The sequence below is a fragment of the Arthrobacter zhaoxinii genome (assembly GCF_025244925.1).
Lineage (GTDB): Bacteria > Actinomycetota > Actinomycetes > Actinomycetales > Micrococcaceae > Arthrobacter_B > Arthrobacter_B zhaoxinii.
Genome location: NZ_CP104275.1, coordinates 1,948,600 through 1,975,589 on the forward strand (window position 1 = coordinate 1,948,600; position 26,990 = coordinate 1,975,589).

A 26,990-nucleotide genomic window follows, 5' to 3' on the forward strand; every position below is an offset into this window, starting at 1 on the left:
TGCCCGTCAAACCGGCCATTCCGGACGAAGAGATGCGAAAGGCCCCGGCAGTCTCGCTGCCGGGGCCTTCCACTACTGCTCTTCGATCGAATTACTGAACGTCGTCGTCAACCCAGTCGAAGGTCTTGGTGACAGCCTTCTTCCAGAGGCGCATCTGGCGCGCACGTTCGGTTTCTTCCATCTGCGGGACCCAGCGCTTGCCTTCAGCCCAGTTCTGCTCGAGCTCGTCGGTGTCGTTCCAGAATCCGACAGCCAGGCCTGCGGCGTATGCGGCGCCCAGTGCCGTGGTCTCGATGACCTTGGGGCGGACGACGTCGACGCCGAGGATGTCTGCCTGGAACTGCATGAGGGCGTCATTGGCGACCATACCGCCGTCCACGCGCAGTTCCGTCAGCGGGACACCGGAGTCGGCGTTCACGGCATCGAGCACTTCCCGGGTCTGGAAAGCGGTGGCTTCCAGTGCGGCCCGGGCAATGTGGTTCTTGTTCACGTAGCGGGTCAGGCCGACCATCGCACCGCGCGCATCTGCACGCCAGTACGGTGCGAAGAGTCCGGAGAATGCGGGCACGATGTACACGCCGCCGTTGTCGTCCACCTTGCGGGCGAGCTCTTCGATCTCCGGGGCGCTGTTGATGATGCCCAGGTTGTCGCGGAGCCACTGGACCAGGGATCCGGTGACGGCAATGGAGCCTTCAAGCGCGTAGACCGGCTTGGCGTCACCCAGCTGGTAGGCCACCGTGGTGATGAGGCCGTTCTCGGAACGGACAATCTCCTCGCCCGTGTTGAAGATCAGGAAGCAGCCGGTGCCGTAGGTGTTCTTGGCATTGCCCTTTTCGAAGGCCGCCTGGCCGAACGTGGCGGCCTGCTGGTCACCGAGGATGCCTGCCACCGGGGTTTCGCGCAGCAGCTGCGAACCGGCAACCATGCCGTAGACCTCGGAGGAGGACTTGATTTCCGGAAGCATGGACTTCGGAATGCCGAATTCCTTGAGGATCTCCTCATCCCAGGTGAGTGTCTCAAGGTTCATGAACAGGGTGCGCGAAGCGTTGGTGACATCAGTGATGTGCACGCCGCCGTCCGTCCCGCCGGTCAGGTTCCAGACAATCCAGGAGTCCGTGTTGCCGAACATGAGGTCCCCCGCCTCTGCCCGTTCACGTGCCCCCTCTACGTTGTCCAGGATCCACTTGATCTTCGTTCCGGAGAAGTACGTCGCCAGCGGCAGGCCAACGGTGTCCTTGAAGCGGTCCAGGCCGCCGTTTGCGGCCAGCTCGTTGACGATGGGCTGCGTGCGGGTGTCCTGCCAGACAATGGCGTTGTAGACAGGTTCGCCGGTCCTGCGGTCCCAGACCACTGCTGTTTCACGCTGGTTCGTGATTCCGACGGCGGCAATGTCGTGCCGGGTCAGGTTGGCCTTGGACAGGGCGCTGCCCACAACCTCGCGGACGTTCGTCCAGATCTCCATCGGATCGTGCTCCACCCACCCGGCGTGCGGGAAGATCTGCTCGTGTTCCTTCTGCCCGGTGGAAACGATGTGTCCGTCGTGGCCGAAGACGATTGCACGGCTGCTGGTGGTGCCCTGGTCGATGGCGATGATGTACCTGGGATTGTCAGGCATTATTTCTGCTCCTTGCGGTGGGGGTCTTTAGGGGGTGGCGCACCGGATGGCGGCCGTGCGCTTATTCCAGAATCGGAAGGGGAAGCTGGGCGCCCAGGAGTCCACCCAGGGCACCGCCGATCAGCGGGCCGACAACCGGCACCCAGGCGTAGGCCCAGTCGCTGCTGCCCTTGCCCGGGATGGGCAGCAGGGCGTGCACGATGCGCGGGCCGAGGTCACGGGCAGGGTTGATGGCGTAGCCGGTGGGTCCGCCGAGCGATGCGCCGATGCCGAGCACCAGCAGCGCCACGGCCAGGGGGCCAAGCTCGTCCGGGGTACCGGCGAAGGCGATGATGATGAAGACCAGGACGAAGGTGCCCACGACCTCGGTGACAACGTTCCAGCCGTAGGACCGGATGGCAGGACCGGTGGAGAAGACGCCCAGGATGTTGGCTGCGTCAGGCTCGTCATCGAACTGCTTCTTGTAGGCGAGCCATGCCACGAACGCACCTATGATGGCACCGACCATCTGTCCGGCGAAGTAGACCATGGCCGCACTGAAGGACACTTCAACGCCGGGCGCGAATTCGTCCGCGCCACTGGCCCACAGGCCCACGGTCACGGCGGGGTTGATGTGCGCACCCGAGAGAGCGGCTGCGTATACGCCGGCAAACACACCGATGGCCCACCCCCAGTTGACCATCAGGAAGCCGCCGCCGGCCCCCTTCGTCTTTGCAAGGGCGACGTTGGCCACGACACCGCAGCCAAGAATAATGAGGATGGCCGTTCCGGCCAGCTCACTAATGAAAACTTCTCCCAGAGTCACCATCGACTCCTCCGATCATTCGTATCCATCCGCGACCCGATTGGGAGGGCGGACTGTTGGTTTCTATGCAATCAATCTTTTGCAAGAAGCGCCATTACCTTAGCTGACCTGTTTGGCGCCACGCCAATCTTCATATGGAGAAACAGGTAGTCAGGGCACGATTCGGCACCGCGCCCGTGCCTCGGTAAAGTCGTCCTATGCAGCCTGCACCCCGAATCCCGCTCAATAACGGCGTCCTGATGGACCAGGTCGGCTTCGGCACGTACAAGATTCCCGCCGACGACGCCGCCCGGCTGTGCCTGGACGCGCTCGAGGCGGGTTACCGGCACATCGATACGGCCGCCCTGTACGGCAACGAGGCAGGTGTGGGCGAGGCCGTACGGTCCTTCACCGGCAGGAACGACGCCGCGCGGACCGACATCTTCGTCACCTCCAAGGTCTGGAACACCGACCAGGGCTACGACCCGACCCTGCGGGCCTTCGACGCGTCCCTGTCCCGGCTGGGCCTGGATTATCTGGATCTGTACCTGATCCACTGGCCCTGCCCGCAGCGGGGACAGTTCATCGACACTTACCGGGCGCTGGAACAGCTCTACGCCGAGGGCCGGGTCCGCGCCATCGGCGTCTCCAACTTCCAGCCTTCCCATCTGGAGCAGCTGCTGGACGCGACCGGGATTGTTCCCGCGGTAAACCAGATTGAGCTGCACCCGTGGCTGGCGCAGGAGGAACTGCGGCAGCTGCACCAGCGGCTGGGGATCCGCACGGCCGCCTGGAGTCCGCTGGGCCGCGGGGCGGTATTGGCGGACCCGGCCGTCGAGCGGATCGCCGCCGAGCTGGGCCGCACTCCGGCGCAGGTGATCCTGCGCTGGCACCTGGACCTGGGCAACATCGTCATCCCCAAGGCCAGCAGCCCCGAGCGGATTGCCGGCAACCTGGACCTCTACTCCTTCGAGCTGACCGACGAGGACAGGACCGCTTTGAACCGGCTGGACCGCGGGCACCGCTCCGGTTCGCATCCCGACGAGGTGAACTGAATGTCCGGGACTGCGGCGCACCGGCCGCTGACGCCGTCGGGCGCCCCGGAACCGTTCTTCCGCAAAGCCGCGGTCCGGTCATTTACCGTGGACGGTGCCGTGCAGGTCTGCCGCGATTTCCCGCCGGTGACCGGCGACGACGCGGGCCTCCCGCCGATCTTTATGGTCCACGGTTTCCGCGGCGACCATCACGGACTGCTGCGGATTGTCGAAGCGCTCCCCCGGCACCGGATCCTGGTGCCGGATCTTCCCGGCTTCGGGTCCGGTGCCGCGCTTCCGGGCCGGCACGATGTCCCCGCGTACACCGGTTTCATCCGCGAGGCGTTGGCCGCACTGGGCCTGGGGCCGGACACCGTCCTGCTCGGCCATTCCTTCGGTTCCATCATTGCCGCCCACCTGGCAGCCGAGTCGCCGGAGCTGATCAGTGAACTGGTGCTGGTCAACCCGATCTGCGAGCCTGCACTGGAAGGGCCCAAAGGGATCACCAGCAAGGCCGCCGAACTCTACTACCGGCTGGCCGCGGCGCTGCCGGAGAAACCCGGGATGGCGCTGCTGCGCAGCCCGGTGATTGTCCGTGGCATGAGCATGCTGATGGCGAAGACGAAGGATCCCGGCCTGCGCCGCTGGATCCATGCCCAGCACGATGCCTATTTCAGTGCATTTGCCAACCGCCGGGTGGTCCTGGACGCCTTCCGGGCCTCCATCTCAGCCACGGTGCGCGACGTCGCCGCACAGTTGACCATGCCGGTGCTGCTGATCGCGGCGGAACAGGACGACATCGGATCCGTTCGGGGGCAGCGCCTGCTCGCGGAGCGCATCCCCGACGCGGAACTGGATATCCTGCCCGGCGTCGGGCATCTGGTGCACTATGAGAAGCCGGCCGAAGCGGCCGATACGATCGAGGATTTCCTCTCCCGGAGGCACCCGTGAGGATGCGCCTGGCCGTAGACGCACGCTTCACCCGCACCGACCACCATGACGGCATCAGCCGGTACGGCGCCAGCCTGATCGAAGCCGTGAGCGGGCATGCCGATGTCCTGATGCTGATCTCCGACGAACGCCAGCTGGCCCTGCTTCCGGACCTGCCGTGGGTGAAGATCAACAGTCCGCTCTCCCCGGCGGAGCTGTTTGTGGCGTTCCGGATCAACCGGCTGCGCGCGGACGCCGTCTTCTGTCCCATGCAGACGATGGGCAGCTGGGGGCGGAAGTATCCGCTCATCCTGACCCTGCATGACCTGATCTACTACTCGAACCCGACGCCGCCGTCGTTCCTGCCGTTGCCGGTGCGTGCACTGTGGCGGCTGTACCACCTGTCCTACCGGCCGCAGCGGCTGCTGCTGAACCGGGCCGACGTCGTCGCCACCATCAGCGACACGACCAGCGGGCTGATGCGCCGGCACCGGCTGACGAAACGTCCGGTCCGGATGGTGGCCAATGCACCGCAGGACGGTGCCGCACCGCGGGATCCGGAGACCGGCGCGGATGCGACGCTGCTGTATATGGGCTCCTTCATGCCCTACAAGAACGTGGAAACGATCATCCGCGGCATGGAGCACCTGCCGGACTTCACGCTGCACCTGCTCAGCCGGATTTCCGACGCGCGGCGGGCCGAGCTTGAAGCGCTGATCCCCGCCGGCGCGCACGTCCGGTTCCACAACGGCGTGACCGATGAGGAGTATGACGCCCTCCTGCGCCGCACCACGGCGCTGGTGACCCTGTCCAAAGCCGAAGGGTACGGGCTGCCGGTGATCGAAGCGATGGCTGCCGGCACCCCCGTCGTCGCCAGTGATATTCCGATCTTCCGTGAGGTTTCGGGCGGCGCGGCACTGCTGGTGGATCCGGATGACCCGGCGGCGTTTGCCGGCGCCGTGCGGCAGCTGGGCGAGCCGGGGCGCTGGCAGAAGGCGTCCGACGCCGGCGTGCAGCGCGCGGCCGACTACAGCTGGGGTGCCTCCGCCGCCCAGCTCATGGAAGCGGCCGGGGAGGCTGTCCGCCTGTTCCCCGGCCGCCGCCGTCGTCGTTGATCCTTACTGGCCGTTGATCCTTACTTGCCCAGGGTCACGATCATCTTGCCCTTGTTGGCGCCCTTCATCAGGTCGATAAAGGCCTGCGGGGCGTTCTCCAGGCCATCAACGAAGGTCTCGTCGTAGCGGACCTTGTTTTCCTGCAGCCAGCCGGTCATCAGGGAGGCAAACTCGTCGGCGTACTTGTTGTAGCTGCCGACTATGAACCCGCGCAGCGTGATTTCCTTACCGATGGCAATGGCCAGGTTCCGCGGGCCGACCGGTGCATCGTTGTACTGCGAGATGGCACCGCACATGGCGATCCGGCCGAACTTGTTCATCACGGAAAGGGCGGCTTCGAGGTGCTCGCCGCCCACGTTGTCGAAGTAGACGTCGATGCCGTCAGCTCCGGCAGCCTTCTTCAGTGAATCCTTGACCGGACCGTCGTGGTAGTTGAACGCCTCATCGAAGCCAAGGTCCAGCAGGTGCTGGACCTTCTCGGCGGAACCGGCGCTGCCGATAACCTTTTTGGCTCCCAGCGCCTTGGCGATCTGGCCAACCAGCGAGCCCACCGCACCGGCGGCACCGGAGACGAAGACGACGTCGCCTTCCCGGAATTCGGCGACCTTGGTCAGGCCGACATATGCGGTCAGGCCGGTCATGCCCAGGACGCCGAGGTAGGCGCTGGCGGGTGCCTGTTCGGTGTCGATGACCCGGGCGCGGCCTCCGTCGAGAACGGCGTAGTCCCGCCAGCCGAGGCCGTGGAGGATCTTGTCACCCGGCTTGTGGCTTTCGGAGCGGGACTCCACGACTTCGCCTACGGCGCCGCCTTCGAGCGGTGCATCGAGCTTGAACGGCGGAACATAGGACTTGACGTCGTTCATCCGGCCGCGCATGTAGGGGTCCACGGACATGTACAGGTTGCGGACCAGGATCTGGCCCTCCTGCAGCTCGGGCACCGCCGCCTCGGTCAGGCGGAAGTTCTCCTCCGTCGGCCAGCCTTCGGGGCGGGAAGCGAGCTGGATTTCGCGGCCGGTGTAACTGCTCATGGAATGGTCCTTACTGTTGGGGTGACGGGACGAATCGCGGCGGTTCTTTTCGCTGCCGTTCATTTCGCTGTCGTTCATTTTTGTGGGCGTTCATTTTTGTGGGCGTTCATCTTGGGCGCGTTCATTTTGCTGCGGCCTGCCGCAGGGCGGCGGTGACCTTCGCGAGGGTCTCCTGCAGGCGTCTCAGTTCGGCAGGCTCCAGTCCTGCTGATTCCGCCAGCCGTTCCGGAAGGTTCCTCGCCTGCTGCTCGAGTGCACGGCCGGCATCTGTGAGGTCGATACGGACACGCCGCTCGTCTTCGACGGCACGACGGCGCTGCACCAGATCCGCCGCTTCGAGCCGCTTGAGCAGCGGAGAGAGCGTCCCGGAGTCCAGGTCCAGCGCCTCCCCCAGGTCCCGGACGGTTTGTCCGTCCTGTTCCCAGAGCAGCGACATCACCAGGTACTGCGGGTAGGTCAGGCCGAGATCATCGAGCATCGGCCGGTACAGGGCCGTGGCCGCTCTCGAGGCGGAGTACAGCGAGAAGCACACCTGGCGCTGCAGTGATTCGTTCATAGATACACCGTAGGGCACAATTCAGTTGTGCACAACCTTTTTGCGGCTCGTCTCCCAATCGCGGCTTCGAGGACGATACACAACTTCCGGGTTAGACGCCGGCGGATTTGTGGACCACGCGACGGCGGCGCCGCTTCCGCGGCTTGAGCACACAGTAAAGGCTGATGACGCTGACCAGAACAACGGCTGCGGCCAGCCAGGCGGTCAGTGGATCGCTGGCGAGGAGCCGCGGAATGCTTCGCGACGGAACGATGGTGGAGCTGCCGACCAATCTTCCGCGACACTTTGCGCCCCTTCTCCATCCGGCTTCTTGACGGCGGTCCGTAACCCCTTTTAATCAATCCCCCTAAAGGCAGGAGCGTAAAGACAGGTAGTAGGTTGCGTAGTTTTGGCCTTCCGGACGGTTGTTCCAGCCGATAAACTCGAACACATGTTCGAATATTCGGCATCGGCCGACCATCGCCGGGAAGGACCCATGGAGGTCCAATCCGCGGTATTCGACGCCTGGGTGGAGTATCTGGGCGACGTTCCCGGAAGCCGGGAGGATGCAAAAGGCGAGCATCCGGATTCGGAACTGATCAACCAGCTCAGGGCATTGGAAGACCTCAAGGCTGCCGCTTCTGCTGCCCAGGCGCGTATCGCTGCAGCATTCGATGCCTCGCAGCGCCGCCTGCAGGCGCGGGCCGGTGAGCGGACCGAAAACCTGGGGCGCGGGGTGGCATCGCAGGTTGCATTAGCCCGGAGGGAATCCCCCAACAAGGGCGGACGGTTGCTGGGTTTCGCAAAAGCATTGACGTCGGAGATGCCGTATACGCTCCGGGCACTGACCGCCGGAAGAATCAGTGAGTGGCGGGCAATGCTGCTGGTCCGCGAGACTGCCTGCCTGTCCGTCGAGGACCGGCGCCGCGTGGACGAGGAGGTGGCCGGTGATCTCCCGCTTCTGGAAACCCTCGGCGACCGGCAGATTATTGCCCGTACCAAGGCTGCCGCGTACCGGCTGGATCCGCGGGCTGCGGTAAACCGCGCTTCAAAGGCCGCCTCCGAACGCTTTGTCTCCTGCCGCCCGGCGCCGGACACCATGACGTATCTGACTGGATTGCTGCCCGTAGCCGACGGGGTAGGTGTTTATGCAGCGCTTTCCCGCGAGGCTGACCGCCTGCGTGCTGCCGGCGATCCCCGCGGCCGCGGTCAGATCATGGCGGACACCCTGGTGCAACGCGTCACCGGTCAGGCCGAACCGGGGTCCGTGAAAGTCGAAATCCAGCTGGTAATGACTGACCGCACCTTGCTGGCCGGCGATTCCGAACCGGCATTGGTCCCCGGCTACGGACCGGTCCCGGCACAGTGGGCCCGGAACCTGGTTCGGCACGGGATCCGGGGCATACCAAAACGGCGGATCAAGGACGGACCCGAGAGGTATGGGGAACGCTGGATCCGGAGGCTTTACACCGCTCCCGACAGTGGTGAGCTGATTGCGATGGATTCCCGTGCGCGGTTATTTCCAGGTTCCCTTGCGCATTTCATCGCAGTCCGGGACCAGACCTGCAGGATGGCCTGGTGCGGAGCTCCGATACGACACGTGGACCATGTCCATCCGCACAGCCGCGGCGGACCAACAAGTGCAGCCAACGGGCAGGGACTGTGTGAAGCCTGCAATCACGCAAAAGAAGCACCGGGCTGGAATGCGGCAGCAATGAGGATGGAAGGCGAAGCCGGCACCGCTCCTGCCGGCACCGGTGTCTCCCCGACAGTCGTGACGACCACGCCTACCGGGCACACCTACCGATCCGCCCCACCTCCCTTACCTGGCAAACCTCAGGCGGCTAGTCTGCCGAGACAGAGGGAAGGCTCCCCCGCCGAAACCCTCTTTGCGGATCTACTCTGGGCGGCTTGATCCTTGCGCCCCGATGAAGAGTCCCGGTAGTGCCGCTGAAGGAACGGCGGTACGCAGAACACTGAAGCGGCTCGCTGGAGTCAGCAACACCCGAACTGCAAGGAGCCCCGATGAGACTCGGACCGCATCTGCACCGCATCGGCAATGACATAGTGGCTGCCTATCTGGTGGATACGGATGATGGCGTAACTGTCGTAGACACCGGATTGCCCGGACACTGGGACGATCTGATCGCCGAACTGCGGGCGATGGGCCGCTCCCTCGACGATGTGCGCGGAGCAGTCCTCACGCACGGAGACAGCGACCATATCGGCTTTGCCGAAAGGCTGCGAAGGGAGGTCGGCGTACCGGTCTTTGTGCACTCGCTCGATGCCGAACGTGCGCGCAGCGGCGGCAAGCCTAAAACCGCCATGGGTTCCGTGCGGGTCTTCCCTCTGCTCCAGTTCGCCCTCTACGGGCTGCGTAAACGCGGCTGGCGCCCAAAATACCTCAGCCAGGTGACTGAAGTGGCAGATGGAGACATCCTCGCGCTTCCGGGCTCCCCTCGGGTGATCGCCCTGCCGGGTCATTCCCCGGGAAGCATTGCCGTCCATGTGCCCGTCGCCGACGCCGTTTTCGTCGGCGATGCGTTGACCACGCGCCACGTGCTGACCGGGATATCGGGCATCCAACCCGCACCATTCACCGATGATCCGGATGCTGCGCTCGATTCCCTCGGCCGGCTCGCGGGGGTGGAGGCCAGCTGGGTGCTTCCCGGGCACGGCGCTCCATGGCGTGGAGATCCCGGAGATTTGCAGGTGCTCGCCCGCCGGGCGAAAGAACAACTTCCACACCAGAAAAAGTAGTTGGCACTCGCCACAAGTGAGTGCTAATCTCTTTCTGCAAGTTGAGTGACATCGACTCAACTTTGGAACTGAATCTTGAAAAGGAGTTGGTACCACCATGGCTATGAAGTTTGATCCGTTCCAGGAACTGGACCGTATGACTCAGGCACTGCGCGGCGAAGGAACTCTGCGCGGCATGCCCATGGACCTTTACCGGCAGGGCGACCAGTACATCCTCGCAGCCGACCTCCCGGGGATCGATCCCGGTTCCATCGACATTGACGTTGATGGCCAGCTGCTCACCATCCGCGCCCAGCGCACGCTGCAGAACACGGACGGCGTCAAATGGCTGACCCGTGAACGTGAAAGCGGTTCCTTCCTGCGCCAGCTGAACCTGGGCCAGGGCATCGACACCGAAAAGATCTCCGCACAGTATGAGAACGGTGTCCTCAGTGTCATCATCCCTGTGGTTGAGCGGGCCAAGCCCCGCAAGATCGCGGTCCAGACGTCGTCCGAAAGCACGGCGATCAGGGGCGAAACCGCAGCCGAGGGCAAAGACGACGCCCGTGAAGCCGTTCAGGCATAGATAAACAGATCCACCGTCGAAGGGCTCCGGATATCCGGAGCCCTTCGTCGTGTGGGCAATTCGTACCGGCAGTCCGCACCGGCGGTTCTCACCTGCCGCCGGTGGCCACTCCCCGTGGCCAACTTCACCCCGATTCCGGTCAGGTTGCCTGTCAGCGGCGCAGGATACTGGGAAATGTACGCCATCAAACCGAGTCGGCCCGGGGCGGAATGCAAGGCACTTTAAACTGCAGCCGACAGATCCCGGCCGCCACGAAAGGGGACGCAGCGATGAGGCTGCCGATAGTCAACCATCGGAACTGGATGATCCATGGAGTACCCCGTGGACTCCTCGGGCAGCTGTCCCGGCTGGGCGGGGCGGCCCAGCTGGCGCTGCTTTCCCTGCTCGGCGCCGGCGCCGTCCTGCTCGAACTGCTGTAGGCCTACTGCACTGCTGTAGGCCTTCTGCGCTAGAGAACGTCTGTTCCGTCCACCCGGATGTAGACGGGATCACCGGTGCGGCGGGCCGAGGCAGCAGCTTTGGTGGAACGCAGCGCCGCGGTAATCGCCGGAGCTGCCGCGTAGGGGAAAAACAGCAGTGTCCGGTAGCGTCCGCCCGTTCCGCCCAGCTGGCCGTCCGGGCCGTCGCGGCGGGTGCTGTTTCCCGGCGGCGGAACAACCGGAGGCGCAAGCGGCGCCGGTCCCACCGCCCGGACCCCCTCAGGAAGCCCAAGCCTGGTCACGAAGGCATCAAGTCCCTCGCGCGAACCGGTGAGTTCGGCATACCGCACGGCAGGAGGCAGCCCCAGCTCGCGCCGCAGCTCCAGTTCCCGTTCCGCCGCCGACGCCGGATCCCACCGAAGCAGGTGCCCGACCGTTGACGAGTCGTCGGCCGTGACCACCACCAGCCCCTTTTCCGCGGCAGGCCGTACGAGCGCTGCAGCGGTGAACCAGCGGCGCAGGGTGTCCTCCCCTGCCCGCAGCGATTCGCGTGACAGCATCGCGTTGCCGTCCAGCAGGATGGCGGCGGCGTAGCCGCGCGGTGCTACGGGTTCAGCGCCGGGGGTGGCAACCACCAGCGCAGGAGCGTCCGGGATCTCGGTCCGGACATGGTCGCCGGCGGAGGAGATCACAGTGGTGGAGGGGAAAGCACGTCCCAGCTCCTCGGCGGTACGGCCGGCACCTGCAGTGGACCCGCGCAGATGCGTTCCCCCGCAGTTGCTGCAGTGCCACATCGGCTCCGGCCGTCCGCACCAGCGGCAGGCAGGAATGCCGTTCCTGCTGGCCAGCCCGAGCGGACCGGAGCAGTTCCGGCAGCGGGCAGGTTCTCGGCAGTCCTGGCAGGACAGCGCCGGCGAAAAACCGGTACGCGCCACCTGGACCAGGACCGGGCCGCGGGTCAGCCCGTCCTGGGTTGCTTTCCATGCTGCATGCGGAATCCGGGCACGCGCAGCCAGCGGGTCCCGTTCCATCGTGAAGGAGTCGGTGGTGCTGACCACACGCGGGGCGTGGGCACGGACAGTGGAACGTTCCGCGGCAATCCCGGCCGCCCAGCCGCTGGCGACCAGCCGCTGCGCCTCCGTGCTTCGTGAATGCGACGCGAGAAGCAGGGCGGCATCCTCCAGTTCGGCACGCAGCAGCAAGACGTCCCGGGCGTGCTGGTAGGGCGCCCGCTGTTCGGCGTGCAGATCATCGGCATCGTCCCAGATGACCGCCAGGCCCAGTTCCTGCACGGGTGCATACGCTGCCGAGCGTGTCCCGATAGCAACGCGGACGTCACCGTGCAGCAGCTGCAGGAAGCTGCGGTAACGCGGGGTAGGGCCGTCTTCTGCGGTCAGCCGGACAAAGGCCTTCGCCCCGATCCGGGCGGTCAGCGCCGACTGCAGCCGGGCCAGGTCCTTGTTGTCGGGAACGACGACGACGGCGCCGCGGCCGGAGAGCAAAGTGGACCGGACCGCTTCGGCAATTTCGGCCGGCCAGTCCTGCGGACCGTATCCGCCGAGCGAGGACAGCACCGCGCGCGGGCTGTGCCCGGCAGCAAGATGCGTAAGGAAGCGGGGTCCGTGCGGGTACCGGGCAAGCGGATTGACCCCGGCGCCTTCAGGCCCCGGTGTCGGTCCTGCGGGAGCCGGAGGCGGTCCTGCGGGTCCCGGTGTCGGTCCTGCGGGAGTCGCCCCGGCTTCCGCCCCGGCACCTATGGACCCGGCCGCCGACCGCGCCTCCGGAGTGAACTCCTTGTCCACGCGGGCCGCACGCGGCGGAATAGCTACCCGCAGGACGTCATGCACGGTGCCCGCGTAACGGGCCGCGACCGCTTCCGCCAGGCGCAGAATCTGCGGCGAAAGGACGGGCTGCGGGGAAATCACCTTGCCCAGGGGCATCAGGCGTGCGGCGGTGTCCGCTTCGGCCACACGCGCAGTGATGAAGCCGGGAAGTTCCTGGCCGCCGAACCGGACCTTGACCCGGGCGCCCGCAACGGCGTCGGCCTCGAGATCGGCAGGGACCAAGTAGTCGAAGGGGCGGTCCAGATGCGGCAGCGGGGAATCCAGGAGCACGCGGGCAATCGGCAGGGCGGAAGCCGGCTGGGCCTTGCCCGCCGGTTTGGCTGACGGCGTGAAGCCGTGCAGCAGTGACAGCTGCACGGCCTCCCCGGAAGAGTCCCCGCCCATGGCCGGCGGCTACAGGTTGAAGTAGCTGCGGAGATCCTCGACCTTGTCCTTGCGCTCCCAGGTGAAGCCTTCGTCCTCGCGGCCGAAGTGGCCGTGGGCGGCAGTCCGCTGGTAGATGGGACGCTTGAGGTCCAGGCCGTTGATGATGCCCAGCGGGCGCAGGTCGAAGACTTCCTGGATGGCGTCGGCAATGCGTGCCGGATCCACCGTCTCCGTGCCGAAGGTCTCGACGTAGATTCCCACGGGGCGGGCCATGCCGATGGCATAGGCGATCTGGATTTCCGCGCGCCGGGCCAGGCCGGCGGCCACGACGTTTTTGGCTACCCAGCGCATGGCGTAGGCCGCGGAACGGTCCACCTTGCTCGGATCCTTGCCGCTGAAGGCGCCGCCGCCGTGGCGGGCGAAGCCGCCGTAGGTGTCGACGATGATCTTGCGGCCGGTGAGGCCGGCATCGCCCACGGGGCCGCCGATAACGAACGGTCCGCCCGGGTTGATGATGTGCTCGACGTTGGAGATGTCCAGGTCGGTGCCGGCCAGGACCGGGTTGACCACGTACTGGACCATGTCGGCGCGCAGCTGCTCAAGGTCCAGTTCGGCGGCGTGCTGCGTGGAGACGACCACGGAGTCCACGGAAACCGGCCGGTCGCCGTCGTAGCCGACAGTGACCTGGGTCTTGCCGTCCGGGCGCAGGTACGGCAGGGTGCCGTCCTTGCGGACGGTGGTGAGGCGTTCGGAGAGACGGTGCGCCAGCCAGATAGGCGTGGGCATCAGCACCGAGGTCTCGTCGCTGGCGTAGCCGAACATGATGCCCTGGTCCCCCGCACCCTGGGCGTCGTAGGGATCCACGACCTTCCCGGTCCGGTTCTCCAGGGAGTTGAAGACGCCCGAAGCGATTTCCGGGGACTGCTGGCCGATGGAGACGGACACTCCGCAGCGGGCGCCGTCGAATCCGTTGGCCGACGAGTCGTAGCCGATGTCGAGGATGGTGTCGCGGACCAGCTGCGGGATTTCAACGTACCCCTCGGTGGTCACTTCCCCGGCGACGTGCACCAGGCCGGTGGTTACCAGGGTTTCGACGGCTACCCGGGACTCCGGGTCAACCTTCAGCAGGCCGTCGAGGATGGCGTCACTGATCTGGTCGCAGATTTTGTCCGGGTGTCCCTCAGTGACGGATTCCGAGGTGAAAAGGCGCAGGTTCGACTGCGGCTTAGAGGGGGAAGAAGTAGAAGTCACGGGATTTACTCTACCGGGCCGCACCCACCATCAACGTACGTGGCCCGCGTGCGGCGTCAGGAGCGGCGGGCAGCGAGTTCGGCGGTAATGCGCGCGAGAATGCGTGCCGAAACCTCGGCTTTGGTGCCGGCGGCGCTTTCGACGGCGTCCTCCGCGGAATCGGCCGGTGAGAGAATCCTCACTTCGGTTTCGTCCTGGCCGAAGACCAGGGATTTGCCGACCCGGTTGAGGACCAGCAGGTCGCAGCCTTTGCGGGCGAGTTTCTTACGGCCGTACTCGAGCACATCGGAGGTGGCGTCTCCGGTTTCGGCGGCGAAGCCGACAATGAGCGCGGGGGTACCGGTTCCGGATTCGTCCCGGGCGTGGACGAGTTCCTGCAGGATGTCCGGGTTCCGGACGAGCGTGATGACGGGATCCGCCTCGTCGTCGCGCTTCTTGATCTTGGTCTCCACCACCTGTGCGGGGCGGAAATCCGCCACGGCAGCGGCCATGATGACGACGTCGGAGTCCGCTGCGGCCTGATGGGCGGCGGTACGCAGTTCAAGGGCTGTTTCGACGCGGATCAGTTCGACGCCGTCCGGTGCGGGAACGTCCATGTGTGCGGCAATGAGCCGCACCCGGGCTCCGGCCGCCAGGGCTGCTACGGCCAGCGCCGTGCCCTGCTTTCCGGAGGAGCGGTTGCCGAGGAACCGTACCGGGTCCAGCGGCTCACGGGTGCCGCCGGCAGTGATGGTGACCGTGGTGCCGGCCAGCGCGCCGGGGGCGGCAGCCGGCCGGGATGCTTCGACTGCGGCCAGCGCAGCTGTGAAGATATCCTCAGGTTCCGGCAGGCGGCCGGGGCCGGTGTCCTTGCCGGTGAGCCGCCCGGTCGCGGGTTCCAGCACCACCGCTCCCCTGCTGCGCAGGGTGGCAACGTTGGCGGTGGTGGCGGGATGCGCCCACATCTCGGTGTGCATGGCCGGGGCGAAAACCACCGGCCCGCGGGCCATGAGCAGGGTGTTGGTCAGCAGGTCGTTCGCCTGTCCCCCGGCAGCCCGGGCCAGCAGGTCGGCCGTGGCAGGGGCCACCACGATCAGATCCGCTTCGTGGCCGAGCCGCACGTGGTTGACCTTCTCCACCTCGTCAAAGACGGAGGAGGAGACGGAGTTGCCCGAGAGTGCCTCCCAGGTGGCAACCCCGACGAACTGCTTGGAGGATTCGGTGGGGACAACGGTGACGTTGTGCCCGGCCTCCGTGAAGAGCCGCAGCAGCAACGCGGCCTTGTAGGCGGCAATACCGCCGCCGACGCCCAGGACTACGCGCACGCTGCTGCCTTCCCCCGTGTTGGCTTTATTCGGCGTTCTCGTTCGGGCGCACTACGAGCATGCCGTCGTTGATCTCGCGCAGGGCGATGGACAGCGGCTTTTCGTTCAGCTTGGTTTCCACCAGCGGGCCGACGTACTCGAACAGGCCCTCGTGCAGCTGGGAGTAGTAGGCGTTGATCTGGCGGGCGCGCTTGGCACCGTAGATGACCAGCGCGTACTTGGAATCTGCTGCTTCGAGCAGGTCGTCGATCGGCGGGTTGATGATGCCTTCAGACACAGGGTTCTCCAAAATTCTTGAACGGGATTCGCGGTTTGTCAGCGCGTGCGCGGACTGATTCCCATGAGTGATACAAGCTCAGCTGCAGCCCGCTGGACGTCATCATTAATGACGGTGTGATCGAACTCGGACTCGGCAGCAAGTTCCAGTTTAGCTGTTTCCAGCCGTTGCTGCTGCTCTTCGGGTGTTTCAGTTCCGCGTCCGACCAGCCGGCGGACCATTTCGTCCCACGATGGCGGGGCCAGGAACACGAAATTTGCCTCCGGCATGGACTTCTTGACCTGCCGGGCGCCCTGCAGATCGATCTCCAGCAGGACGCTGCGCCCCTCGGCCATGGCTGCTTCGACGGTGCGGCGCAGAGTGCCGTACCGGTTGCGCCCGTGGACTACTGCCCACTCAAGCATCTGGTCCTGTTCGATCATGGCGTCGAATTCCTCGGCGCTGACGAAGAAGTAATGCACACCGTCTTCTTCACCCGGCCGGGGCGCACGCGTGGTGGCCGATACGGAAAGCCAGACCTCGGGATAGTTGTCCCGGATATAGGTGGATACAGTGCCTTTGCCAACTGCGGTTGGACCTGCAAGAACTGTCAGCCGCGGTTGCGACACGTAGACCTCATTCACTCGTTATTACTTCAATGGTTGTCCAGCAGGTCGATCAGCGCCTTGCGCTGATGCACGCCCAGCCCCCGGACCCGGCGGGTGGGCGCAATACCTACCGTAGCCATTATTCCAGCTGCGCGGCGCTCCCCGACACCAGGCAGGGCACGCAGCAGATCCATGACCTTGAGCCGGCCTACCGCTTCCTCCCCTGAACGGGACAGGATGACCTCTTCGATGCTGAGGTCGCCGGACTTGATTCGTGACTTCACCTCGGCACGGACTGCGCGGGCCGCAGTGGCCTTTTCGCGGGCCCGGGTACGCTCGGCTTCTGTCAGTGGCTTGAGGTTCAAGAGGCGCTCCCGGACGAAGACAAACCGCTGTCAGCGGCTCTGCTGGTAAGTTCCGAATAAGTTCCGAACCTATCCGCAAACGAAGCCCAATTGCAATGGACCCGCGCCGCAGCGGAAGACTCGTCGGCTAGCGTGCGGATGCCAGTTCCGCCCCGGTCCGCAGCGCCGCTTCCCGCAGGCTCCGGAGGTCTGGGCCGGCCCGCAGGATGCCGCGGCTCGAGGTGGCCAGGACGTTGGGGTAGGCCGCGGCGAAGGTTCGGCGCAGGTCCGCCGCCGTCGCGCCCTGTGCCCCCAGTCCCGGAGCCAGCAGCGGCGCCCGCGAGGCGGCGAGGTCGATGTCCAGGTCCGCCAGGGCAGTACCAACGGTTGCGCCGACCACCAGCCCCACGGAGCCCAGGTCAGGCTCCGCTCCCGCCTCCGGCCGGACGTTTTCCGCCGCTGCGGCATCAACTATCCGCGCGGCCACGGACCGGCTGTCCGGGCCGCCCGTGTGCTGGACGGACGCCCCTTCCGGATTCGAGGTCAGGGCGAGCACAAAAACGCCGCGGCCCGTTTCCGCGGCAAGGTCCAGGGCGGGCCGCAGGGACTCGAACCCGAGGTACGGACTGAGGGTCACGGCATCGGCCGCCAGCGGCGAACCGTCCCGGAGCCAGGCGTCAGCGTAGGCGGCCATCGTGGAGCCGATGTCTCCGCGCTTCGCGTCGGCAATGCTGAGCACCCCCGCGTCGGCACACTCCGCCAGCAGGCGTTCCAGGACCGCGATGCCGGTCGAACCGTGCCGTTCATACAACGCCACCTGCGGCTTCAGGGCGGCAACCTGCTCCCCCACCGCTTCCACAACGGTGCGGGAGAACCGCTCCAGCCCGGCGGCGTCGTCGTTCAACCCCCACTCAGCCAGCAGGCCGGGGTGCGGGTCGATGCCGACACACAGCTGCCCGCGGCGGTCCATCGCCGCGCGCAGCCGTGCACCGAAGGTTCTGCGGGGCTCAGACACCGGTGGCGGCCTTGAGCCGGGCCGCGTGTTCCTGCAGGGAGGTCACGTCCCATTCGTAGGACCGCATTGCTTCGATTGCCTGGACGGCAGCCCCGAACTCGGAGACGGTGGTGACCACGGGGCAGCCGATGGAGGTGGCCGCTGCGCGGATCTCGTATCCGTCACCGCGGGCCTGACCGCCGGAAGGCGTGTTGACCACGAGGTTGATCTCGCCGGCGGTGATGAGGTCGACGACGGTCCCTTCCCCGTTCGGTCCCGCACCCTCGCCGACCTTGCGCACCACGGTGGCGGCAATGCCGTTGCGGCGCAGCACCTCGGCGGTGCCGCCCGTGGAGAGGATCTCGAACCCGAGGTCGCTCATCAGCTTCACCGGCATGATGATGGAGCGCTTGTCCCGGTTCGCCACGGAGACAAACACCTTGCCGGCGGTCGGCAGCGCGCTGTTCGCGGCGGCCTGGGACTTTGCGAACGCCGTATCGAAGTACTTGTCGATGCCCATAACCTCGCCGGTGGAACGCATTTCCGGGCCCAGCAGCGAGTCCACCACGGTGCCCTCAGGCGTGCGGAACCGGCTGAACGGCAGCACTGCCTCCTTCACGGCCACGGGTGCGTCCAGCGGCAGGGTGGAGCCGTCGCCGACGGCGGTCAGCTTCCCGGCCGCCCGCAGCTCGGCGATGCTGCTGCCGGTGCCGATCAGTGCCGCGGCCTTGGCCAGCTGGACACCGGTGGCCTTGGAGACAAACGGCACCGTGCGGGAGGCCCGCGGGTTGGCTTCAATGACGTAGAGGATGTCCGAGGCCAGCGCGAACTGGATGTTGATCAGGCCGCGGACGCCCACGCCGGCGGCGATCACCCGGGTGGCTTCGCGGACCCGGTCGATCACGTCGGTGCCGAAGGTGATGGGCGGCAGCACGCAGGCCGAGTCGCCGGAGTGGATACCGGCTTCCTCGATGTGCTCCATGATTCCGCCCACGTACAGGTCGGTGCCGTCGAAGAGCGCGTCGACGTCGATCTCGATGGCATCTTCCAGGAACCGGTCCACCAGGACGGGATGGTCCGGGGTGATCTCGGTGGCGTTGGTGATGTAGCGGGAGAGGTTGGCTTCGTCGTAGACGATTTCCATGCCGCGGCCGCCCAGGACATAGGACGGGCGGACCAGTACGGGGTAGCCGATCTCATCCGCGACCCGCTTGGCGTCCTCGAAGGAGACGGCGGTGCCGTTCTTCGGGGCGGTCAGGCCGCCCTCGTCCAGCACCTGCTGGAACGCCCCGCGGTGTTCGGCCAGGTCGATCGCAGCAGGCGAGGTGCCCAGGATCGGCACGCCGGCGTCGGCCAGGGCCTGCGCCAGCTTCAGCGGCGTCTGCCCGCCAAGCTGGACGAAGACGCCCAGGACACCGCCGGTGCGCTGCTCCGCGGCGATGACCTCCAAGACATCCTCCAAAGTCAGCGGTTCGAAGTAGAGCCGGTCGGAGATGTCATAGTCGGTGGACACGGTTTCCGGGTTGCAGTTGATCATCACGGTCTCGTGCCCGGCCTCGCGCAGGGCCATGGTCGCGTGGACGCAGGAGTAGTCGAACTCGATGCCCTGGCCGATCCGGTTCGGACCCGAGCCGAGGATGATGATGGACGGCTTGGCGTGCTCGGCCACCTCGTCCTCCTCGTCGTAGGAGGAGTAGTGGTACGGGGTGTAGGCGGCGAATTCGGCGGCGCAGGTGTCCACGGTCTTGAAGACCGGGCGGACGTTCAGGGCGTGCCGGACACCGCGGACCACGGCTTCGGGGGTGTTGGTCAGCGCCCCGATCTGCTCGTCGGAGAAACCGTGCCGCTTGGCCAGGCGCAGGATGTCCTCGTTGACCGACGGCGTGGCGCGGATCTGCTCGGCGGTTTCGTTGATCAGCACCAGCTGGTCCAGGTACCAGGGGTCGATGCCCGTGGCTTCGAACAGCTCCTCGATGGAGGCTCCGCCCAGCAGCGCCTGCTGCACCTGCTGCAGCCGGGCGGTGGTGGGACGCCGGGACGCCTCAATGAGTCCGGGCACATCGGCGGCATCCACCGGATCGAAGGACAGCGAGGCGCCCCTCTGCTCCAGGGATCGCAGCGCCTTCTGCAGGGCCTCGGTGAAGTTGCGGCCGATCGCCATCGCCTCGCCCACGGACTTCATGGTGGTGGTCAGCGTGGGATCCGCGGCCGGGAACTTCTCGAAGGCGAACCGCGGAACCTTCACCACCACGTAGTCAAGGGTGGGCTCGAACGACGCCGGGGTCTTCTTGGTGATGTCGTTCGGAATCTCGTCCAGGGTGTAGCCGAGGGAAAGCTTCGTGGCGATCTTGGCGATGGCGAAGCCGGTGGCCTTGGACGCCAGCGCCGAGGACCGGGAGACGCGCGGGTTCATTTCAATGACCACCACGCGGCCGGTGTCCGGTTCGATGGCGAACTGGATGTTGCAGCCGCCGGTGTCCACCCCCACCTCGCGGATGACGGCGATCGCGATGTTGCGCAGCTTCTGGTATTCGCGGTCGGTGAGGGTCATGGCCGGGGCCACGGTGATGGAATCCCCCGTGTGCACGCCCACCGGGTCGAAGTTCTCGATGGAGCAGACGACAACCACGTTGTCGTTCTTATCCCGCATCATCTCCAGTTCGTATTCCTTCCAGCCCAGGATGCTCTCTTCGAGCAGCACCTCGGAGGTGGGGCTGTACTGGATGCCGGCACCGGCGATGCGGCGCAGGTCCTCGGCGTTGTAGGCCAGGCCGGAGCCGAGGCCGCCCATGGTGAAGGACGGCCGGACCACCATCGGGTAGCCCAGCACGTCGGCGGCGGCGAAGGCCTCGTCCATGCTGTGCACAATGATCGACTTCGCAGATTCGGCACCGCAGCGTTCGACGACGCCCTTGAATTTTTCGCGGTCCTCGCCGAGTTCGATCGCGGCGATGTTCGCGCCGATCAGCTCTACGTTGTACTTTTCCAGCGCACCGCTCTTATCCAGCGCGATGGCGGTGTTCAAGGCGGTCTGTCCGCCCAGGGTGGGCAGGATGGCGTCGGGGCGTTCCTTGGCAATGATCTTTTCGACCACCTCGGGGGTGATCGGCTCGACGTACGTGGCGTCGGCGAACTCCGGGTCGGTCATGATGGTGGCCGGGTTGGAGTTCACGAGGATGACGCGCAGGCCCTCCTCCTTGAGCACCCGCAGGGCCTGCGTGCCGGAATAGTCGAATTCCGCGGCCTGGCCGATGACGATCGGGCCGGAGCCGATGACCAGGACGGACTTGAGGTCGGTTCTGCGGGGCATTAGATGCTTTCCTTGCTCTTGCTGGCGGCCATCAGGTCCACGAAGCGGTCGAAGAGGTAGGCGGAGTCATGCGGTCCCGCGGCAGCCTCGGGGTGGTACTGGACGGAGAATGCCGGGAGGTCGAGGCAGGCGAGGCCCTCAACGACGTCGTCGTTCAGGGACACGTGGCTGACTTCCACCCGCCCGTAGCGGGCCTCCGGGGCGGTGACGGGCCCGTCCAGCGGGGCGTCGACGGCGAACCCGTGGTTCTGGCTGGTGATTTCCACCTTCCCGGTGCGCCGGTCCATGACGGGCTGGTTGATGCCGCGGTGGCCGTAGCGCAGCTTGTAGGTGCCGAAGCCCAGCGCGCGGCCGAGGATCTGGTTGCCGAAGCAGATCCCGAAGAACGGCAGGCGGGCATCCAGTACCTCGCGCAGCAGGTCCACCTGGACGTCGGCGGTCGCCGGGTCGCCGGGGCCGTTGGACATAAACACGCCGTCGGCGTTCAGTGCCTTGATGTCCTCGAAGGTGGCGGCGGCGGGCAGCACGTAGGTGCGGATGCCGCGCTCGGCCAGGCGCACCGGCGTCATCGACTTGATGCCCAGGTCGATGGCGGCAACGGTGAACAGCGGCTCGCCGGCCCAGCCGTGGTCCGCCGGGTCGATCAGGTACATTTCGTCCACGCTGACCTCTTCGGCCAGCCGGGCGCCCTCCATCCCCTGCTGGGCACGGACCTCGGCGAGGAGCTCGGTGTCGGGGCGTTCGGCGTCGGAGCCCGAGAAGATCCCGGCCTTCATGGCGCCGCGTTCCCGCAGGTGCCGGGTCACGGCGCGGGTGTCGACGCCGGAGATGCCGACGACGCCCTGCTCGGCCAGCTGCTCGTCCAGGGTGCGCTCGGAGCGCCAGCTGGAGGGGCGGCGGGCGGCGTCGCGCACAATGTACCCTGCCACCCAGATGCGGCGGGACTCGGCGTCGTCGCCGTTGACTCCGGTGTTGCCGATGTGCGGGGCCGTCTGGACCACGAGCTGGCGGGCATAGGAGGGGTCGGTGATGGTCTCCTGGTAGCCGGTCATGCCGGTGGCAAACACCGCTTCGCCCAGCGCGGTGCCCTGCGCCCCGTAGGCACGTCCGCGGAAGGTGCGCCCGTCCTCCAGCATGAGGACGGCGGGCGTGGGGTTGATGGTCTCGTGCACTGTCACAGTTGTTCCTCGCTAGGGGTGGCCGATTCCGGCAGAAGTTCGGTAATGGCGCGGACAAGGGGTGTCTTCTCGTCCGCGGAGCGGGTGCGGAAGCCGGTATCCACGCGCTTGGGGCCCAGCTGCCAGGTCACAATGACCAGTCCGTCCTTTTCGACGAACTTTCCGGCCATGCCCCGCTCGAGGCGGACGTCGTGCAGGTCCCGGCGCGGGATCCAGAGGTCGTCGGCGCCGGAGCGGGCAAAGAGCACGCCTTCGGGGAAAACCGCGGCGGTGGCATTGGACTTTACGCCCAGGCCGTAGGGTGCCACACGGTCCAGCCAGTCACCGGCGGTGGTGGTGGCGACATATTGGCCGAGCGCCTGGAAGCCGGGATCGGACAGTTCGTCCGGCAGCGGCAGCGGGCGGGGCGTGTCCTGCTGGCGGCGTCGCCTGCCGCGCCAGCCGAGGGCAAACAGGCCCAGGACCACAACGATAAGGGCGGCCAGGCCCAGGAAGAATAAGACCAGTTCCATCAGGATTCCTTTGCGGCAGCGGGGTGGGGCGTGTTCAGTCTGCCGTTCAGGACGGTGGGGTGGCCGGCGTAGAACACCGCTTCGACCCCACCGGGCAGTTCCAGTCCGGCAAACGGACTGTTGCGTCCCTTGGTTGCCATCTTATTGGGGTCGACCCGCCTGCGCGCAGACGGGTTCACCAATATGACGTTGGCCGGTTCGCCGGCGGCGACCGGCCTGCCCTGCTCCGGCACCCGTCCGATCAGGGCCGGCGTTGCGGAAGTTACGCGCGCAAAGTCGGCCCAGTCCATCAGCCCGGTGTCGATCATGGCGTGCTGCACCACGGAAAGGGCGGTTTCCAGGCCGGTCATGCCCATCGCCGCATGGGCCCACTCGCCTTCCTTGTGTTCGCTCGGGTGCGGGGCATGGTCGGTGCCGACAATGTCGATGGTGCCGTCGGCCAGGCCGCGGCGGACGGCCTGCACATCTGCTTCGGCACGCAGGGGCGGGTTCACCTTGTAGACCGGATCGTAGGTCCGTACCAGTTCGTCGGTCAGCAGCAGGTGGTGCGGGGTGACCTCGGCGGTGACCCGGATGCCGCGCTCCTTCGCCCAGCGGAGGATCTCCACGGAGCCGGCGGTCGAGACATGGCAGACGTGCAGCCGGGATCCGGTGTGCCGGGCCAGCAGGACGTCACGGGCAATGATGGATTCTTCGGCGACGGCGGGCCAGCCAGCCAGTCCGAGGACGGCACTGACCTCGCCTTCGTTCATCTGCGCACCCTCGGTCAGGCGGGGTTCCTGCGCGTGCTGGGCGATGACGCCGTCGAACGCCTTCACGTATTCCAGGGCGCGGCGCATCAGCACCGGGTCCGAAACGCATTTGCCGTCGTCGGAAAACACGCGCACCCGTGCCCGCGAGTCGGCCATCGCCCCGAGCTCGGCCAGCTGTTCGCCTGCCAAGCCCACGGTGACCGCCCCTACGGGACGCACGTCCACCCAGCCGGCCCGCTCCCCCAGGTGAAGGACCTGTTCCACCACGCCGGCGGTGTCAGCCACCGGCATGCTGTTGGCCATGGCGTGGACCGCGGTGAAGCCGCCCAGCGCAGCTGCCCGGGTGCCGGTTTCGACGGTTTCGGCGTCCTCGCGGCCGGGTTCGCGCAGGTGCGTGTGCAGGTCCACCATGCCTGGCAGGGCGATCAAACCTTCCGCCTCAATCACGGAGGCGCCCTCGGGCACCGGCAGCCCGGGGGCGACGGCGGCAATGATGCCGTTCTCGATGCGGATGTCCGCGTGCTCCGCGCCGAGCACGGAGGCCCCGCGGATCAGATAGGTACCGGTGGTGCTCATCGTGGCTGCTCCTGCGGTGTGCGGTCGGTGCTGTTCTCTCCGGAGAGCAGCAGGTAAAGGGCGGCCATGCGCACGGAGACTCCGTTGCGGACCTGGTCCAGGACGGTGGAGCGGGGCGAATCCGCTGCCCGGGCGGAGATTTCCAGCCCGCGGTTCATCGGCCCGGGATGCATGATGATGGTGTCGGTCAGGCCCAGGGCGTCCAGCCGGTCCAGGCGGACATCGTCCAGGCCCCACCGGCGGGAATACTCGCGGACGGACGGGAAGAAGGCCGAGTGCATCCGTTCGCCCTGCACCCGCAGCATCATCACCGCATCCGGACGGGAGGCCAGCGCCTCGTCAAGGTCGTAGGTGACGGTGCAGGGCCAGGATTCGACGCCGAACGGCAGCAGCGTCGGCGGGGCCACCAGGGTGACTTCCGCGCCCAGTGTCCGAAGCAGCCACAGGTCCGAGCGGGCCACCCGGGAGTGCAGTACATCCCCGGCAATCACGACTTTCATGCCGGTCAGGTCGGTGCCGGCGGATTCCGTGCCGTGCAGCCGGGCCCAGTGCCGGCGCATGGTGAAGGCGTCCAGCAGCGCCTGGGTGGGGTGTTCGTGCGTGCCGTCCCCGGCGTTGAGCACGGCGGCATCGATCCAGCCGGAGGACGCCAGCCGTGCCGGCGCTCCGGAGGAGCCGTGCCGGATCACCACGGCGTCGGCGCCCATGGCGGCCAGCGTCTGTGCGGTGTCCTTCAGAGATTCCCCCTTGGAGACCGAGGATCCCTTGGCGGAGAAATTGATGACGTCGGCGGACAGCCGTTTCGCGGCGGCCTCGAAGGAGATGCGCGTGCGGGTGGAGTCCTCGAAGAAGAGGTTCACCACGGTGCGTCCGCGCAGGGCCGGGAGCTTCTTTACTTCCCGCTCCCCCACCGCTGCCATTTGCTCGGCGGTGTCCAGGATGGCCAGGGCGTCGTCCCGGCCGAGGTCCATGGTGGACAGCAGGTGCCTCATGCAGTGCCCTCGATGACTACCTCGTCTGTGGCCGCTTCACCTGGAGCCGCGCTGTCGGTCTCGGCCAGCCGGACCCGGACCTGTTCCAGGGACGAGGTCGGGAGGTTCTTGCCCACGTGGTCCGCCCTGATGGGCAGCTCGCGGTGGCCGCGGTCCACCAGCACCGCCAGCCGGACAATGCGGGGGCGGCCGAGGTCGACGAGGGCGTCCAGTGCCGAGCGGATGGTCCGGCCGGAATACAGGACGTCGTCCACCAGCACCACCACCTTGTCATCGATGCCGGTCACCGGGACGCGGGTGGCATAAGGGGGCCGGGTGGGCCTGCGGGCGAGGTCGTCCCGGAACATGGTGACGTCGAGCTGGCCGGTGATGGCCGCCGGATCGACGCCGGGGGCTGCGGCTGCAATCTTGGCCGCCAGGCGCCGGGCCAAGGGATAGCCGCGGCGGGGAATGCCCATCAGGACCAGGTCTTCGGGGCCCTTGTTCGCCTCGAGGATCTCATAGGCAATGCGTGTCAGGGCGCGGTCAATGTCAGCTGAAGACAAAACAGTACGGCTGGAAATGGCATCGGCCGTCATATTCGCTTCCTCCTTCCCCGCCTCACAGGACGGAATTTAAAGGTTGAATGCGCCACCAAGCTATCACAGGGCACGCCGCTGCCCGCTCCGTGACGGGGATCAGTCCGCGGGAGAACTATCCTGTCTCCTATGATCAGGCCCAGCGCATGAGCGCACCCGGTAGCTTCCCCGACCAGCAGCATCCCGCCCCTCCGGGCTACGGCTCCGCGCCTGTCCAGACCTTCTGGTCCCCTCCGGCGGTACGCCGCGACAAGGGACTGGCGGCGACCGTAGTGCTGATTGTGCTCTCCGCCGTGGCGCTGGCGTGGGTGGGAATGTTCCTGCTGGACAGCCTTGGCCCGCCGGCCTTCATTGTCTGCGGGCTCCTGGCACTGGTGCCCCTGGGCATCTGCGTGCTGGGGATCTGGTGGGTGGACAGGTGGGAGCCCGAACCGCGCAGCAGCCTGGTGTTTTCCTTCCTCTGGGGTGCCGGTGTTTCGGTGGCGATCGCCCTGCTGGTGGGCCCGTACTTCACGTTTGCCTTGCTGGAGCTGGTTCCGTACGGCTCCGCGGACGCGCTGGGCGCCGTGGTCCAGGCTCCCGTGGTGGAGGAAGTCGCCAAGGGGCTGGGTATCCTCCTGCTGCTGGTGGTCCGCCGGCGGATCTTTGACGGTCCGGTGGACGGCATAGTCTTCGCTGCTGCGGTGGCTGCGGGGTTCGCCTTCACGGAGAACATCCTCTATTTCGGCTCCGCCCTGCTGGCCGCGGGGAATGACACCTTCTATCAGCTCGGTTTTACCTTCATCCTCCGCGGGCTGCTCTCCCCCTTCGCCCATGTGCTGTTCACCGCCTGCACCGGAATCGCCCTCGGCCTGGCGGCGCGGCGCGCCGGCAATGCGTGGATCCTGCCGGCCTTCGTGCTTGGCCTGATTCCCGCCATTCTCGGACACATGCTCTGGAACGGCGGCCCTGCGTTCCTGTTCGGGGACTTCTTCCTCTTCTACTTCCTGCTCCAGGTGCCGTTCTTCGCCGCAGCGGTCACCGGAGTGTGGCTGCGGCGCCGTGCGGAGCAGCGCCTGACCCTGCGCCGGCTGTCGGAATACGCCGCGGCGGGCTGGTTCACCCCTGCCGAAGTGGGGATGCTGGCCACCGGCGCCGGCCGCCGTCAGGCAATGGTCTGGGCGCGGGCCACCGGAACGGCACCGGCCATGAAGGAGTTCATCCGGCGTGCCACCCGACTGGCGCTGACCCGGCAGCAGATAGCCGCCGGCCGGGACGTGCCTGCCAACCAGGAATACGAGCGGACCCTGCTCGGCGAAGTCACCGGAATCCGGTCCGCCATGCTGGCCGGGCAGCGGTAA

General features: G+C 66.6%; 26 protein-coding genes. 8 read left to right on the forward strand and 18 right to left on the reverse strand.

Annotated elements, in window-relative coordinates; genetic code table 11:
* Positions 1-91: 91 nt before the first annotated feature.
* Positions 92-1,615 (reverse strand): glycerol kinase GlpK, encoded by a 1,524-nt coding sequence (gene glpK / locus N2K95_RS09070; protein WP_255791935.1) that lies wholly within the window; start codon positions 1,613-1,615, stop codon positions 92-94.
* 61 nt (positions 1,616-1,676) lie between these two features.
* Positions 1,677-2,420: an MIP/aquaporin family protein gene (locus N2K95_RS09075; RefSeq protein ID WP_255791933.1), complete on the reverse strand. Its 744-nt coding sequence runs from the start codon at positions 2,418-2,420 to the stop codon at positions 1,677-1,679.
* 197 nt (positions 2,421-2,617) lie between these two features.
* Between N2K95_RS09075 and N2K95_RS09080 the strand changes: the two genes are divergently transcribed.
* From N2K95_RS09080 to N2K95_RS09090, 3 genes are read left to right on the forward strand one after another with little or no spacing between them, the layout of a single operon-like run.
* A complete protein-coding gene (locus N2K95_RS09080) occupies positions 2,618-3,454 on the forward strand; it encodes an aldo/keto reductase (protein ID WP_260651300.1) in 837 nt (278 codons plus the stop codon).
* Positions 3,455-4,384 (forward strand): alpha/beta fold hydrolase, encoded by a 930-nt coding sequence (locus N2K95_RS09085; protein WP_260651301.1) that lies wholly within the window; start codon positions 3,455-3,457, stop codon positions 4,382-4,384.
* A gap of 2 nt (positions 4,385-4,386) precedes the next feature.
* Positions 4,387-5,478: a glycosyltransferase family 4 protein gene (locus tag N2K95_RS09090; RefSeq protein WP_260651302.1), complete on the forward strand. Its 1,092-nt coding sequence runs from the start codon at positions 4,387-4,389 to the stop codon at positions 5,476-5,478.
* A gap of 20 nt (positions 5,479-5,498) precedes the next feature.
* Here the strand turns inward: N2K95_RS09090 and N2K95_RS09095 are convergent, their stop codons facing one another.
* From N2K95_RS09095 to N2K95_RS09105, 3 genes are all read right to left on the reverse strand, one after another.
* Positions 5,499-6,506, reverse strand: a complete 1,008-nt coding sequence (locus N2K95_RS09095) for an NADP-dependent oxidoreductase (RefSeq protein ID WP_260651303.1) — start codon at positions 6,504-6,506, stop codon at positions 5,499-5,501.
* 121 nt (positions 6,507-6,627) lie between these two features.
* Positions 6,628-7,062 (reverse strand): MarR family winged helix-turn-helix transcriptional regulator, encoded by a 435-nt coding sequence (locus N2K95_RS09100; protein ID WP_260651304.1) that lies wholly within the window; start codon positions 7,060-7,062, stop codon positions 6,628-6,630.
* Between the two features lie 91 nt (positions 7,063-7,153).
* Positions 7,154-7,333 carry a hypothetical protein gene (locus N2K95_RS09105; protein WP_260651305.1) on the reverse strand — a complete coding sequence of 60 codons (180 nt, stop codon included), beginning with the start codon at positions 7,331-7,333 and terminating at the stop codon, positions 7,154-7,156.
* 159 nt (positions 7,334-7,492) lie between these two features.
* On the opposite strand from N2K95_RS09105, the gene N2K95_RS09110 reads away from it, so the two are divergent.
* From N2K95_RS09110 to N2K95_RS09125, 4 genes are all read left to right on the forward strand, one after another.
* Entirely contained in the window at positions 7,493-8,956 is a 1,464-nt protein-coding gene (locus N2K95_RS09110; protein ID WP_260651306.1) for an HNH endonuclease, read from the forward strand.
* Positions 8,957-9,066: 110 nt separating this feature from the next.
* The gene (locus N2K95_RS09115; protein WP_260651307.1) at positions 9,067-9,801 is read left to right on the forward strand and encodes an MBL fold metallo-hydrolase; all 735 of its coding nucleotides are present in this window, start codon (positions 9,067-9,069) and stop codon (positions 9,799-9,801) included.
* A gap of 97 nt (positions 9,802-9,898) precedes the next feature.
* Entirely contained in the window at positions 9,899-10,366 is a 468-nt protein-coding gene (locus tag N2K95_RS09120) for an Hsp20/alpha crystallin family protein (RefSeq protein WP_260651308.1), read from the forward strand.
* A gap of 269 nt (positions 10,367-10,635) precedes the next feature.
* Positions 10,636-10,785, forward strand: coding sequence for a hypothetical protein (locus N2K95_RS09125; RefSeq protein WP_255791922.1), 150 nt, complete (start codon positions 10,636-10,638; stop codon positions 10,783-10,785).
* 29 nt (positions 10,786-10,814) lie between these two features.
* Here N2K95_RS09125 and N2K95_RS09130 read toward each other — a convergent pair whose 3' ends face one another.
* From N2K95_RS09130 to pyrR, 13 genes are all read right to left on the reverse strand, one after another.
* Positions 10,815-13,013, reverse strand: coding sequence for a primosomal protein N' (locus N2K95_RS09130; protein ID WP_260651309.1), 2,199 nt, complete (start codon positions 13,011-13,013; stop codon positions 10,815-10,817).
* A gap of 9 nt (positions 13,014-13,022) precedes the next feature.
* On the reverse strand, positions 13,023-14,246 hold the full coding sequence (metK, locus tag N2K95_RS09135) for a methionine adenosyltransferase (RefSeq protein WP_255791919.1): 1,224 nt from the start codon (positions 14,244-14,246) through the stop codon (positions 13,023-13,025).
* Between the two features lie 56 nt (positions 14,247-14,302).
* Positions 14,303-15,550, reverse strand: a complete 1,248-nt coding sequence (gene coaBC / locus N2K95_RS09140; protein ID WP_260651310.1) for a bifunctional phosphopantothenoylcysteine decarboxylase/phosphopantothenate--cysteine ligase CoaBC — start codon at positions 15,548-15,550, stop codon at positions 14,303-14,305.
* 25 nt (positions 15,551-15,575) lie between these two features.
* A complete protein-coding gene (gene rpoZ, locus N2K95_RS09145) occupies positions 15,576-15,839 on the reverse strand; it encodes a DNA-directed RNA polymerase subunit omega (RefSeq protein ID WP_227921386.1) in 264 nt (87 codons plus the stop codon).
* A 26-nt stretch (positions 15,840-15,865) separates the two neighbouring features.
* Positions 15,866-16,450, reverse strand: a complete 585-nt coding sequence (gmk, locus tag N2K95_RS09150) for a guanylate kinase (protein WP_260651311.1) — start codon at positions 16,448-16,450, stop codon at positions 15,866-15,868.
* An 11-nt stretch (positions 16,451-16,461) separates the two neighbouring features.
* Positions 16,462-16,779 (reverse strand): integration host factor, actinobacterial type, encoded by a 318-nt coding sequence (gene mihF / locus N2K95_RS09155; protein WP_260651312.1) that lies wholly within the window; start codon positions 16,777-16,779, stop codon positions 16,462-16,464.
* A gap of 127 nt (positions 16,780-16,906) precedes the next feature.
* Positions 16,907-17,728, reverse strand: coding sequence for an orotidine-5'-phosphate decarboxylase (gene pyrF, locus N2K95_RS09160; RefSeq protein WP_260653774.1), 822 nt, complete (start codon positions 17,726-17,728; stop codon positions 16,907-16,909).
* 37 nt (positions 17,729-17,765) lie between these two features.
* A complete protein-coding gene (gene carB / locus N2K95_RS09165; RefSeq protein WP_260651313.1) occupies positions 17,766-21,062 on the reverse strand; it encodes a carbamoyl-phosphate synthase large subunit in 3,297 nt (1,098 codons plus the stop codon).
* On the reverse strand, positions 21,062-22,198 hold the full coding sequence (carA, locus tag N2K95_RS09170) for a glutamine-hydrolyzing carbamoyl-phosphate synthase small subunit (RefSeq protein WP_260653775.1): 1,137 nt from the start codon (positions 22,196-22,198) through the stop codon (positions 21,062-21,064). The genes carB and carA overlap by 1 nt, the downstream gene beginning before the upstream one ends.
* A 38-nt stretch (positions 22,199-22,236) precedes the next feature.
* A complete protein-coding gene (locus tag N2K95_RS09175; protein WP_260651314.1) occupies positions 22,237-22,752 on the reverse strand; it encodes a PH-like domain-containing protein in 516 nt (171 codons plus the stop codon).
* On the reverse strand, positions 22,752-24,080 hold the full coding sequence (locus tag N2K95_RS09180; RefSeq protein ID WP_260651315.1) for a dihydroorotase: 1,329 nt from the start codon (positions 24,078-24,080) through the stop codon (positions 22,752-22,754). Before N2K95_RS09180 ends, N2K95_RS09175 begins: the two co-directional genes overlap by 1 nt.
* Positions 24,077-25,072: an aspartate carbamoyltransferase catalytic subunit gene (locus tag N2K95_RS09185; protein ID WP_260651316.1), complete on the reverse strand. Its 996-nt coding sequence runs from the start codon at positions 25,070-25,072 to the stop codon at positions 24,077-24,079. The genes N2K95_RS09180 and N2K95_RS09185 overlap by 4 nt, the downstream gene beginning before the upstream one ends.
* Positions 25,069-25,650 carry a bifunctional pyr operon transcriptional regulator/uracil phosphoribosyltransferase PyrR gene (gene pyrR, locus N2K95_RS09190; protein ID WP_260651317.1) on the reverse strand — a complete coding sequence of 194 codons (582 nt, stop codon included), beginning with the start codon at positions 25,648-25,650 and terminating at the stop codon, positions 25,069-25,071. Before pyrR ends, N2K95_RS09185 begins: the two co-directional genes overlap by 4 nt.
* Before the next feature lie 146 nt (positions 25,651-25,796).
* Here pyrR and N2K95_RS09195 point away from each other — a divergent pair, with 146 nt between their 5' ends.
* Positions 25,797-26,990 (forward strand): PrsW family intramembrane metalloprotease, encoded by a 1,194-nt coding sequence (locus tag N2K95_RS09195; protein ID WP_260651318.1) that lies wholly within the window; start codon positions 25,797-25,799, stop codon positions 26,988-26,990.

Coding starts and splice junctions, on each gene's coding strand:
- glpK (WP_255791935.1), bottom strand. CDS start 1,615: ATGCCTGACAATCCCAGGTACATCATCGCCATCGACCAGGGCACCACC.
- N2K95_RS09080 (WP_260651300.1), top strand. CDS start 2,618: ATGCAGCCTGCACCCCGAATCCCGCTCAATAACGGCGTCCTGATGGAC.
- N2K95_RS09085 (WP_260651301.1), top strand. CDS start 3,455: ATGTCCGGGACTGCGGCGCACCGGCCGCTGACGCCGTCGGGCGCCCCG.
- N2K95_RS09090 (WP_260651302.1), top strand. CDS start 4,387: ATGCGCCTGGCCGTAGACGCACGCTTCACCCGCACCGACCACCATGAC.
- N2K95_RS09095 (WP_260651303.1), bottom strand. CDS start 6,506: ATGAGCAGTTACACCGGCCGCGAAATCCAGCTCGCTTCCCGCCCCGAA.
- N2K95_RS09100 (WP_260651304.1), bottom strand. CDS start 7,062: ATGAACGAATCACTGCAGCGCCAGGTGTGCTTCTCGCTGTACTCCGCC.
- N2K95_RS09110 (WP_260651306.1), top strand. CDS start 7,493: ATGTTCGAATATTCGGCATCGGCCGACCATCGCCGGGAAGGACCCATG.
- N2K95_RS09115 (WP_260651307.1), top strand. CDS start 9,067: ATGAGACTCGGACCGCATCTGCACCGCATCGGCAATGACATAGTGGCT.
- N2K95_RS09120 (WP_260651308.1), top strand. CDS start 9,899: ATGGCTATGAAGTTTGATCCGTTCCAGGAACTGGACCGTATGACTCAG.
- N2K95_RS09125 (WP_255791922.1), top strand. CDS start 10,636: ATGAGGCTGCCGATAGTCAACCATCGGAACTGGATGATCCATGGAGTA.
- N2K95_RS09130 (WP_260651309.1), bottom strand. CDS start 13,013: ATGGGCGGGGACTCTTCCGGGGAGGCCGTGCAGCTGTCACTGCTGCAC.
- pyrF (WP_260653774.1), bottom strand. CDS start 17,728: ATGGACCGCCGCGGGCAGCTGTGTGTCGGCATCGACCCGCACCCCGGC.
- carB (WP_260651313.1), bottom strand. CDS start 21,062: ATGCCCCGCAGAACCGACCTCAAGTCCGTCCTGGTCATCGGCTCCGGC.
- carA (WP_260653775.1), bottom strand. CDS start 22,198: ATGCTGGAGGACGGGCGCACCTTCCGCGGACGTGCCTACGGGGCGCAG.
- N2K95_RS09175 (WP_260651314.1), bottom strand. CDS start 22,752: ATGGAACTGGTCTTATTCTTCCTGGGCCTGGCCGCCCTTATCGTTGTG.
- N2K95_RS09180 (WP_260651315.1), bottom strand. CDS start 24,080: ATGAGCACCACCGGTACCTATCTGATCCGCGGGGCCTCCGTGCTCGGC.
- N2K95_RS09185 (WP_260651316.1), bottom strand. CDS start 25,072: ATGAGGCACCTGCTGTCCACCATGGACCTCGGCCGGGACGACGCCCTG.
- pyrR (WP_260651317.1), bottom strand. CDS start 25,650: ATGACGGCCGATGCCATTTCCAGCCGTACTGTTTTGTCTTCAGCTGAC.
- N2K95_RS09195 (WP_260651318.1), top strand. CDS start 25,797: ATGAGCGCACCCGGTAGCTTCCCCGACCAGCAGCATCCCGCCCCTCCG.